Source organism: Collinsella sp. AF05-9 (genome assembly GCF_003465595.1).
Taxonomy (GTDB): domain Bacteria; phylum Actinomycetota; class Coriobacteriia; order Coriobacteriales; family Coriobacteriaceae; genus Collinsella.
The window spans coordinates 17,212-27,858 of record NZ_QSBB01000016.1 but is presented as its reverse complement, the minus strand read 5'-3'; the positions used below and the strand labels follow the sequence as shown (position 1 = coordinate 27,858).

Annotated in this window: 7 protein-coding genes; 3 read left to right on the top strand and 4 right to left on the bottom strand. The window is 60.3% G+C overall.

All coding sequences use genetic code 11. The features are described 5' to 3' along the window. Nucleotides 1-54: 54 nt before the first annotated feature. Together DWV43_RS06170 and DWV43_RS06165 are read right to left on the bottom strand one after the other, a co-directional pair. Entirely contained in the window at nt 55-273 is a 219-nt protein-coding gene (locus DWV43_RS06170) for a hypothetical protein (RefSeq protein WP_022094153.1), read from the bottom strand. A 21-nt stretch (nt 274-294) separates the two neighbouring features. Continuing rightward, the gene (locus DWV43_RS06165; protein ID WP_117817392.1) at nt 295-3,492 is read right to left on the bottom strand and encodes a hypothetical protein; all 3,198 of its coding nucleotides are present in this window, start codon (nt 3,490-3,492) and stop codon (nt 295-297) included. 198 nt (nt 3,493-3,690) lie between these two features. Here DWV43_RS06165 and DWV43_RS06160 point away from each other — a divergent pair, with 198 nt between their 5' ends. Further along, nucleotides 3,691-4,713: a YafY family protein gene (locus DWV43_RS06160; protein WP_117817395.1), complete on the top strand. Its 1,023-nt coding sequence runs from the start codon at nt 3,691-3,693 to the stop codon at nt 4,711-4,713. Further along, entirely contained in the window at nt 4,700-5,617 is a 918-nt protein-coding gene (locus DWV43_RS06155) for a YafY family protein (protein ID WP_055251313.1), read from the top strand. Before DWV43_RS06160 ends, DWV43_RS06155 begins: the two co-directional genes overlap by 14 nt. Here the strand turns inward: DWV43_RS06155 and DWV43_RS06150 are convergent. Together DWV43_RS06150 and DWV43_RS06145 are read right to left on the bottom strand one after the other, a co-directional pair. Beyond that, a complete protein-coding gene (locus DWV43_RS06150; protein WP_117817397.1) occupies nt 5,614-8,508 on the bottom strand; it encodes a helicase C-terminal domain-containing protein in 2,895 nt (964 codons plus the stop codon). The two genes, DWV43_RS06155 and DWV43_RS06150, sit on opposite strands and share 4 nt — an antisense overlap. Then, complete coding sequence (locus DWV43_RS06145) at nt 8,502-9,467, bottom strand: D-alanine--D-alanine ligase (protein WP_117817399.1); 966 nt, start codon at nt 9,465-9,467, stop codon at nt 8,502-8,504. Before DWV43_RS06145 ends, DWV43_RS06150 begins: the two co-directional genes overlap by 7 nt. 85 nt (nt 9,468-9,552) lie before the next feature. Between DWV43_RS06145 and rlmN the strand changes: the two genes are divergently transcribed. Beyond that, nucleotides 9,553-10,605 (top strand): 23S rRNA (adenine(2503)-C(2))-methyltransferase RlmN, encoded by a 1,053-nt coding sequence (gene rlmN / locus DWV43_RS06140; protein WP_117817401.1) that lies wholly within the window; start codon nt 9,553-9,555, stop codon nt 10,603-10,605. The last annotated feature ends 42 nt before the right edge of the window (nt 10,606-10,647 follow it).

The following is a 10,647-nucleotide window of genomic DNA, read 5'->3' as shown; positions in this document are numbered from 1 at the left end:
GGGGGCGAGCCAGTCCCCCGGCTCGCCCGCTTTCAATCATTTAAATCGCCGTATCTACTCTGCAGACGAAGATCCACCATCAACGATTGCTTGCTCGGACTCAGGAATCCCATCGGCACCCGTGCTCTGTTCTTGCTCCACCTCTTCGCTGATTGCGGAGGCGGGGGTCGAGCCCTTCGCGCCCACGATATAGGCGGCTCCAAACCCCAACGCAATGGCAATCAAGGTCAAAATCACGTAGACAGGCCAATGGCGCTTAATATACGAAAACACGTTGACTCCTTAGAGCTCCGTCTACGAACGGCGGATAACCTCGGTCACGACCTCGGATACCGTGGCAATGTTCGTCGGGTTGACATTGTGGGGCAGGTCGTCCTCGGTACGAGCGCAAGCCAGACGCGTGCCGTCCACGCCGGCGATGGTGAGGGCTCGGCGGCTCGCCTCGAGCGCGGCGTAGGCATCGGTCTTGGCATAGGGCATCTCGAGCGCGCCACAATCGACATGGAACGACTTGCACACCTTGCTGACCAGGTTCATGATGCGGCGATCGCCCTTGAGCAGCTGCTGTTCGCCCTCAACCGTCACCACCGAAAGCCTACCGGCGCCGACGGATTCAAGATTGATGAAGAAGACGCCGCGGAGCTTATCGCGATGCGAAGCCAAGAAGGCCTTCATACCGGCGCCATCACAATCCGAGGCGCCCGTTGCCACAAACCAGATATCGTGACCGAGCAGCTCATCATCGCCCATAGAGGCGACAGCCGAGAGCATATCTTCGGAAGAAGCGCCGTCGGAAGACGTAGCGCCGCCCTTCCAGCCATCGTTATCGTCCTCGAAATTATCCCACGAACCGATGCCGCGACCGGACTTCTTGGCATCGTAATCGTCTTCGACGCCCAGCCAATCACTCATGCTGTCCTGTTCGTTTTTCTTTTTACGACCGAACAGGCCGCCCAGGCCGCGCTTGCGAGACTTGGGTGCCGCCGGGGCGGGAGCCGAAATGGTCTCGATCGGCTGAGCGCCCGACGCAACGGGCCTAGGAGGCGCAACGGGTGCCGATGTTGGTTCGGGACCCTGAGCGGTAGCAAAGGGGTCGTTGACCTGTGCGGAGGGGTCGGGAAGGTCGAACAGCGACGTGCGAGACGCAACGTTTGCCTGCTTCATCGACGGCAGCGACGGATCGGGGACCGAAGCCAGCGGAGACGAGGAAGGCGCAGGCGACGGAGCCGACGCCGGATCGGGAACATTCATCTGCGGACGCGGTGATGCCTGGGAGGAAATCTGGGCCATAAGGGAATCGACCGTTTCGTCCTGGGTGGGAGCAACATCGGCAACCGTGGCACCGGAACCACTCGGGGCCGGCATGGTGAAAATCTGCGTGGAGTAAGGCCTCGACTCATCTGTCTCGGAAGCTTCGGAAACCGCAGGCACTTCCTCCTGCTCGACCTCGGTCGAATCATCTTGCTCGGCTGCCGCGTATTGCTCTTCGTCAGAGTTGGCCTCGATGGGCTCGTCCTCGGCGACATCTTGGATTTCGACAGCATCAATGGGCTCGTCATCGTCTGCCGCGTCGCCCTGCTCATCGGAAACAGGAAGGGGCTCGGCAATCGCGGTGCCTTGCTTTTCAAACGTTATCGTGGAATCGAACTGCGCGGCATCAAACGACATGGTGCTATCGACGTGCTGCTGAGCCTCGAAAGACGTCGTCTCCTCAACAACATCCGTGGACGCCGGTTGCTGGGACTCAAAGGACGTTGTAGCTTCGGCGGCGTCGACAGGCACGGACTGCATAGCCTCGTTCTGCTCGAACTCTTGCGCCGCGCGCTCACGTGCCGCCTCGGCTGCCTGCTGCTGAGCGATAGCCTCCTGCTCGGCAGCCTCGCGTGCGGCAGCGCGCTTCCCCTCGAAATCGTCGACAAATTTCCTGCCCTTTGCAAGCGCACCCTTAAAGAAGTTGGAAGCGCTGGCGCCAATCGAAGAGAACGCGGATGCAATATCGGCATGGGGCGTTGCCGCGGGAATCTCGGCCGAGAAATCAGTATCGCTCTCGTAAGACACGCGCCTCGGCTGTTCAGCGTAATCGTCGTCAGGCTCGTCCGTAACGTCTTGCGCCGGCGCGGCGGGAGCCAAAATGTCCAGTCCTGCCGCGGGATCGATCGCGGACACCGCCTCGGGCTCGGCAACGGCAGCGGCAACCGCGGCAGACTCATCATCCACGGCGACAACGGGCGCAGATGCAGTCACGACGGGGGCAGGCTCGGGCTCAAACGTCGGCTCCTCGCCTTCCTCGTAATCGAGCGTGCAGGACTCGGGAAGCATTCCGAGCGCACGGATGGCATCCGAACCAAAGCGGATGTTGCCGGCGGCATTGCGATAGAGCCTGGGCTCGGGCTCGGCCGCGACAGGCTCCTCCGCCGGCTCGGCAGTGGGAACCTCGTCATTGAACTCTTCGGCCTGGACAGCCTGATTCTGATCCTCGGGCACGATGGCGCCAATCAGCGTCTCGTCGGCAGACGCACCCTCAAAGCCCTCGATCTGCTCGTCGAAAGCCTCGCCCTGTTCGGGCTCGGTCTGAGCGTCGGGAGCAATCGGCTGACCGAACTCGTCCTCGGCGTAGGTAGGCTCTTCATACTCGATGGTGTTGCCGTAGTCGTTTTGCTGTTGGGCCGCGGCATACTCCGCTGCTGCGCGCGCCATCTCCTCGGCACGACGCTTCTGCTCCCCAAAATAGGTATCGAACGGAACATCGTCGGGAAACTCGTTTTCGCCCTGGAAGGGAGCAACGTTGTCCATAACGCCGAGCATAGCGGCGACAGAAGACTTGTTGCACACTGCGCCGGACGTATAGGGAAGCACAAAACGGTTAGAAATGATGTTTGCCGCGTTGGCGAGTGCAACGAGGGAAGCGAGGATCGCGACAATCCACAGCAGAACCTTGAGCGCGCCGGGGAGCGGCAGGATACGCAAGATGGCAACGGCAGCAGGGGCAACCGTGGCAACGGGCAACAGCTTGGCGATGAGCGCACGATACGAAGCATAGGGCTCGCGGGCGAGCAGCTCAGCACGGGGAGAGTCGTAGTGTGCGACAACGACCACCGGGCGGTTGCGCGGAGACGCGAGCGGGCCCGAGGCCTTGTGGTAGGCGATGACATTTTGGCTCACGCCCGTCTTGCCCAGGCGCGAAACCACGGGATGGCCCGTGCGCTCGAGCACGTAAAGAACGGCACCGACAATGGCCAGCAAGGTGCCGACCAAGCCGATGCCGCCGCCGATGCCCATCAGCAGGGCGCCGGCAAACGCAAGAATGCCGGTAACGGCAAATGCCAACCTGCTGGGCGCCGGGGCATTGAACTCCTGAACCTCGGGATCAAAGCCGTGGTTGCGGAAGATCTGAGCGATATCCTCGGCAGCCAAGCGCTCTTCTTCGCTGCATGCCGGCGTGATGCCGGTGTTCTGCAGCAGGTGGTTAATATAGTTCTGGGTGTTCGCCATGTGCGCTCCACATCCATAATCCGACAAATAGGCCCAATGCATGCACATTAGAACCGTATATAGTCGAAAGTATACCCCGAGCGAGCGCAAACGACCGAATTCGGGCCATCTTAACGCCCCGAGCGGACAAGGATATAGCCTAATCTCCATATCGGACTAAAATCATGGCAGCAAACCACCTTCTCATGCGAGGACTCTATGACGGCAAGCGACGCGACCGCGACAATTAAAAAGGGGAATTCGGAGCCCAGTTTCGATAAAACGGCTCAGCGCATCCTCAATCTTTTCTTTGTGCTCAACAGCTCCCCCGAACCGCTGACGACCGAGCAGATCGTCTTGGATTCTGACCTGGGATATGGCTCGGGCAATATCGACTCGGATAAGCGCAAGTTTCGGCGCGATCGTGACAAACTGCTCGAACGCGGCATCTTAATCAAGGAGGTTCGCCCCGCCGGCGCGCAGGAGACCGAGGAAAGCTCATGGACAATCGACCGCGAGCACACGTTTGCTGCAGGCGGCCTCATCACCGCAGACGACGCCGATATCCTGCTCAACGCCATCGACCAGACGCTAGCGGCCGGCTCATCCACTTTTGCCGCGCCGCTTGCCGATATTCGTTCCAAGATTGCCTACCTCACCGGCATGTCGGCGGTAGACGAAGCACCGATCCGCCGCTCTCCCACCGTCGATGCGGTATGGAGCGCCTTTGCCGAGCGATGCGCGCTGCGATTTTTATATCAGAACGGACGCGGTGAGCAGAAAGAGCGTACCGTCTGCGTCTACGGCATGTTCGAGCGCGAGGGCGTTGCGTACTTCTGCGGCCTCGACAATGCCACCGGCGACATCAGGACATTCCGCTGCGACCGTATCGTTCGCGCTTGGCGTCCTTCGAAGGCCTACGTTATCCCTGCGGACTTCAACCTCAGCGACTACCTGTTCTTTGAATTCGATTTTGCCGACCGCCCGCCCGTTGCGGCTACGTTCTCGTTCGCCCCGCAGACGCAGATCGATATGATCAACGGCCTCACGCGCGGGCGAGGTGAGCTCGCACACACCGATTCGGGATGGACTTGGACCGTTGACGTGCGCGATCTTGAAGCCGCCGCCTCATTTTGCATGGCCCACGCCATGGACGGCATGAGGCCCATGGCCCCCAAATCGCTCAAGCAGGCGTGGAACCACCTCATTGAAAGGACGGTGCACGAGCATGCCCGTGCGTAAACTCACCAGCGAGCAGAGGCTCTCGCGCGCCATCGACATCATGGAGGCCCTCTACGCCGCCGGCGAGAGCGGCATGACACGAACTGAGATTTGCAGTCGCTTTGACATCACGGGAGTGTCGCTCGACGAGATTCTCGAGATCGTCTCGACGCTCGCGGACCGAGAATCGGGTGCGCGCATCATCTGCGAATGCCACGGCGAACGTGTGGTCCTCACCGGTGACGCCGGACGTGTGCTACCGCTGCGCTTGAGTACCGCCGAGGGCGCTGTGCTCAACCACGAACTTGAATCGTTGGGAATCGAGCCGCAGACGGCAGCTCGGATTCGACACGCTCTTCTACCCGAAGAGCTCGGCTATAACCAGCGCGTCTTTGACACCGTCAACCACGGGTCGCACTGGCAGCAGCTGAGCTGCGCCATTCAGGACGGCGTTCGCTGCCTCATCTCGTATCGCTCGATGGACGATGCACGGCCACGCGAGCGTCTGGTCGACCCCTTGCGCATTACGGCAAACGGCGACCAAACATACCTGATTGCCTGGGACATCGCAGTCGATGAACAGCGCACCTATCGCATGGATAAAATCGAGGGACTCACCTTGACGGAAGATTCCGTCGTGCCTCACGCACCGGACGTTGCATCCCTCCACGATTCCCTTGCCCGGACGCAGCGTAGCGCAAAGCTCTTGATGCCATTCGACATGGCGGAGCATCTGGACTGGGCCGGCATCACCCTCATCGAGCGCAGCGGGGCAGACATGGCAACGGTAACCGTGCATTACGGCTCCGAGCGTTGGCTACTGAGCCAGATAATCGCAGCGGGCGGAGCCATCCGCATCTTGGATGACCCCACCCTGTCAAAGCATCTGTGCGATATGGCAAAAACCCTCGTCTGTCCGCTTTAGCGCCGCCGCTCGTGGCGTGCACGCCACAGCTGTAGATAGTGCCCGATCTGCGCCGATTCGATGCGCTGGTAGGAGCTCGTGGGCAGCGACGTTAAGAACTTCTTGCCATAGCCCTTCGTCACCAGGCGAGGATCCGCCAAGATCAGCACGCCGCTATCGGTCGACGAGCGAATCAAACGCCCCGCGGCCTGCTTAACCTCGAGCACCGCCTCAGGCAGCGAATAGCGCGCCCATGCGCGGTCTTCGCGCAGGTTGCGCTCGCACGAGAGCGGGTCCGTGGGGCTCGAGAACGGCAACTTGGGAATGATGACGCAGCGCAGCGTCTCGCCGCTGGCATCAAACCCCTCCCAGAAGGCCTTGAGCGCAAAAAGCGACGAGGTCGGTTCGTTGATAAACCGGTCGCGCAGGCGACGAGGAGATGAGTTGCGCTGCTGGCAGTTGAGCTCCAGACCCGCACGGGCCATCTTGGGCTCAACGCGGGCGTATAGGTCCTCCATGTCGCGCCGATTGGTGAACAACGTGAGCACCGATCCGCCCATGGCAAGATGGGCGTCGACCAGTACGCGCTCGAGCGCCGTAAGATAGCTCTCACGATCGCGCGGATCGGGGATATCGCCCGCAACGACTACAGCCATGTTCGAATCGAAGTCGTAGCTCGAATCCAAGTGCAGCGATGACGACGTTGAAGCACCGATGCGATCAAGGCCGACCGCATGGTTAAAGTGCTCAAAGCTTTTGGACACCGTCATGGTCGCCGAGGCAAAGATAGCCGTGTGAACCTCGGGCAGCCACTCGGTTGCCAAGGCCTCGCCAATGTCGATGCGCTCTGCGGTCATTGACTCTCCGCCGGCACGCAGCCTGCGATTGACCTGCAGCGAATACACGTAGTGTTCATCGGTACCATCAATGATGAGTTTTAGGTTCTCGGCCAGCTCGTGCAGGCGGCGCGAGATATCACCCAGGTCGACAACAACCTCGGGCTTGTCGGCGGCGACGGCTTGTACCAGCGCGTCGACGCTCTTGTCAGCTTGTTCCAATGTGCCGATGGCAGCGTAGGCCGACTGTAAGAAATCATGCCAGTCGTCAGATTCGCGCAGCTCGGGGCCAATCCATAGATTGGCATTGTCATAGCCCCCACGGGCACGGCGACCGAGCTCGCGAACGCCATCGAACACGCCGGCGATCGCCATGCTCGCGCGCGCAACCGTCGACGTCGCCTTGGCAGTAAGGCCCAGATAGAGCGTAGAGCCCTCGGAGGTTGCCAAATCACGGGAAACCTGGCTTAGCGCGCCGGTGCTCGAGCCACCCAGACGCTCAAACAGAACGCGTGATTCGTCCGCCGACACCACGCGCGCCCATTGACGGCGTGCCTCGCGCTCGATGGAATGGGCCTCGTCGATTACCCAATGACGAATCGGGGGCAAGATTCTGCCCTCGGCCGCAACATTGCGGAACAGCAGGGAATGGTTGGTGACCACCACATCGGCATGCGCCGCGCGACGGCGGGCGCCGTGGACTAGGCACTTATCGGGGAAAAACGGGCATAGGCGACGGGCGCACTCGCGCGACGCCGTCGTAAAGTCGGGACGGTTGACGCTGCGCCAGCGAATGCCGAGCGAGTCGAGGTCGCCATCGGCCGACTGACACACGTACGCCATGATGACCGCGACCGCCGTGAGCGTGTCCGCCGGATCGCGCTTGGTGGTAATCTCGACCTGGCCGCGGCTCATGCGCTCAAGCTTGCGCAAGCATGGATAGTGGTCATAGCCCTTGAGGGCGCAAAACGATAGGCCTCCGTCCAGCTGCTCAGCAAGTTTGGGCAGCTCGTGATACATGAGCTGGTCGGCAAGATTATTCGATTTAGTCGCGATACCCACCGTGATGTTGTTGCGGCGCGCGGCCTCGGCAAAAGGCACCAGGTAAGCCATCGATTTGCCGACGCCCGTCCCCGCCTCAATCACGCGATGCGTTCCCGTAACGAGCGCGTCACGGACCTCGAGCGCCATCGCGATCTGCTCATCGCGCGGCTCGTAGGTGGGATACATGCGATTGACCAGGCCGCCCGGGGCATAGTCCGCCTCGATTTCCTCGCGGCTCGGCATCTTAAGGACCGGTAGCTCGTCCGCATCAACGCGATCATCGGCCCGATCGGCCTTGAGAACGTCGGCGCGGGCGGCGCTGAGAGAGAAGATGGAACCGGGGTTCTGTCCCGCCAAGAAGGAGAAGATGGGACGATAGGACCAGGGTACGTCGGGGTACATGTCGGCCAGGCGCGTCATCAAGCCCTGAGGCAAGTCGGTGAGCGCCACGAGTAACACGCGCCACACACCACACAAGGCGTCGACATCGGCGTTGGCGCGATGCGACACCGAGTCGCAGCCAAACAGGTCGGCCATGAAAGACAGCTTATGCGAGGCCAGGCGCGGAAGCGCGATGCGCGACAGTGCCAACGAATCGATCCAGATGTCACTGACGTTGACGCCGCCCTTGACCGACTCGATAAACGAGCGGTCGAAGGTGGCGTTATGTGCGATCACCGGGCAGCCGCCGACAAAATCGGCGAGAGCGGCGACAGCCTCAACGGCCGACGGGGCATCTGCCACATCGGCGTTTGTAATGCTCGTGAGCTCGGTAATCTCGGCGGGAATCAGCTGCTTGGGATGCACGAAGGTATCGAAGCGATCGACAACCTCGCGGCCCGAAAGGCGAGCCGCCGATATCTCGATAAGCTCGTTTTCCTGCACCGAAAGACCCGTGGTCTCGGTATCGAGGACGATAACATCTTCCTCGATGAGACCAAACGCTTGGGTTTTGGCGCGCTCGGCAAGCGTGGCATAGGAATCGATGACAAACTGCGGCGTTCCCGACGAAACAGCGTCCTCGATTAGCATGCAACGCCCGCTCGACGAAGTCCCATGCGAATCAGGCTGTCACAGACCTGCGGGAACGTCATGTCATCGGTGTGGCGAATCTCATCCGGATACAGCGACGTATCGGTCATGCCGGGAATCGTGTTGGTCTCGAGGATAACGGGGCCGTCCTCGCTCACGATAAAATCGCTGCGCGAGATACCCAGGCAGCCGAGTGCCTTATGGGCAGCACAGGCAAGCTCCTGGGCACGAACGTAGTTCTCGGGCGAAATCTGCGCCGGAATGCGATGGATGTCCGTAGGGTCGACATACTTCACGTCCAGATCGTAGAACTCGCAGTCCTCGGGCTTACGGATCTCGACAATCGGCAGGGCGCGCACGTCATCCTCGCCGTATACGCCGACGGTGATCTCGGTACCCTCGATACACTTCTCGACCAGCACTTTGTCGCCAAACTCAAACGCCTTGGCGATAGCCGCAGGCAGCTCGGAGGGCTCGTGGACCAGGGAAATGCCATAGCTGGAACCGTTGTCGGCCGGTTTCACAAAGCAACGCTCGCCACAGACCTCGACAACGTGATCGATATCGACTTCATCGTCCACTTCGAGCGCAAGGCCGGGGGCAATGGGAATGCCCGCCTTGGCGTACAGGAGCTTCGAGACCTCCTTGTCGGCACCGCAGGCGCTGGCAAGTACGCCCGAGGCCGTGTAGGGGATACCCAGGGTCTCCATGGCGCCCTGCATGGCGCCATCCTCACCGCCGGCGCCGTGCATGGCGATAAATGCCACATCGAATCCGCCGGTCGCCATGGTTACCATAAAGTCATCAGCGGCCGTGTCAAGCAGCTCCACCGAGGTGTAGCCGGCTTCCTTCAGTGCCACCACAACGTTCTTTCCCGAATCGAGCGAGATCTCGCGCTCGGCGGAATGACCGCCCGCCAAGACCGCTACGTGCATGTTCTCTAGGCTTTTACCCGGCATGGGCAGACTCCTCCTCTATAATTTCTGCAGTTGATACCATATTGTAGCGATACCCTCTACGTTTCCCCAAAATCGAAAGGCTTCCATGAATCCCAGGACTAAATCTCAGGACATTCGCGACTTGAGCCAAAACGATATTCGCGAGCTCGTGGCCGAACTTGGCCAGCCCGCCTTCCGCGCGAAGCAGCTCATCGAATGGGTCTTTGAGAAGAACGTTTGTTCGTTTGACGATATGACCAACCTTCCCAAGGCTTTCCGCGAGCAGCTTAAAGAGGCTTTTGCCTTTGATACGCCGACTGAACTCACCAAGCAGGTTTCCAAAGATGGCTCGCGCAAGTATCTGCTCGAGTACCACGATGGCATTTCCGTCGAGACTGTCGGCATGCCCCGTCGTAACAAGCTTTCCGTCTGCGTTTCCACCCAGGCAGGCTGCGGCATGGGCTGCGCCTTTTGCGCCACCGGTCTCAACGGCCTCAAGCGCTCTCTGACCGCTCAAGAGATCGTCGACCAGGTGCTTCATGTATCCAACGACTTTGGCGAGCGTGCCACAAGTGTTGTCTTCATGGGCCAGGGCGAGCCGTTTGCCAACTACGACGAGGTTCTCAAGGCACTGCGTATCCTCAACGACCCCGATGGCATCGGTATCGGCGCTCGTCACCTCACCGTCTCTACCAGCGGCGTTATTCCCGGTATTCGCAAATTTGCCGATATCCCCGAGCAGTTCACTCTTGCCGTTTCCCTGCATTCCGCCATCCAGTCGACGCGCAATAAGCTCATGCCCGGTGTTAAGAAGTACACGCTGCTTCGCCTTCACGAAGCGCTTCAGCTCTACACCGAGAAGACTGGCCGCCGCCCGACCTATGAGTATGCCATGATCGAAGGCGTCAACGACACGAATCCCGAGATGCAGGCACTCTGCGACTTCTGCGAGGGAACGCTTTGCCACGTTAACCTGATTCAACTTAACGACATCGAGGGCAGCCCGCTCAAGCCGTCGCCGATTCATAAGGTTGAGGATCTTCAGCGTCGTCTTGAGTCCCGTGGCATCGAGACCACGATTCGTAACTCCCGTGGTAACGATATTGACGCCGCTTGCGGACAGCTGAAACAGCGCTACAAAGTTCAGAAGAACGCATAGGGGAGTCGCACTCCAAAACGTTTCATGTGAAACATCGAACGG

Bases quoted from the DNA above. Each gene is read 5' to 3' on its own strand.
- DWV43_RS06160 (WP_117817395.1), top strand. From the start codon at position 3,691: ATGACGGCAAGCGACGCGACCGCGACAATTAAAAAGGGGAATTCGGAG.
- DWV43_RS06145 (WP_117817399.1), bottom strand. From the start codon at position 9,467: ATGCCGGGTAAAAGCCTAGAGAACATGCACGTAGCGGTCTTGGCGGGC.
- DWV43_RS06150 (WP_117817397.1), bottom strand. From the start codon at position 8,508: ATGCTAATCGAGGACGCTGTTTCGTCGGGAACGCCGCAGTTTGTCATC.
- DWV43_RS06165 (WP_117817392.1), bottom strand. From the start codon at position 3,492: ATGGCGAACACCCAGAACTATATTAACCACCTGCTGCAGAACACCGGC.
- DWV43_RS06155 (WP_055251313.1), top strand. From the start codon at position 4,700: ATGCCCGTGCGTAAACTCACCAGCGAGCAGAGGCTCTCGCGCGCCATC.
- rlmN (WP_117817401.1), top strand. From the start codon at position 9,553: ATGAATCCCAGGACTAAATCTCAGGACATTCGCGACTTGAGCCAAAAC.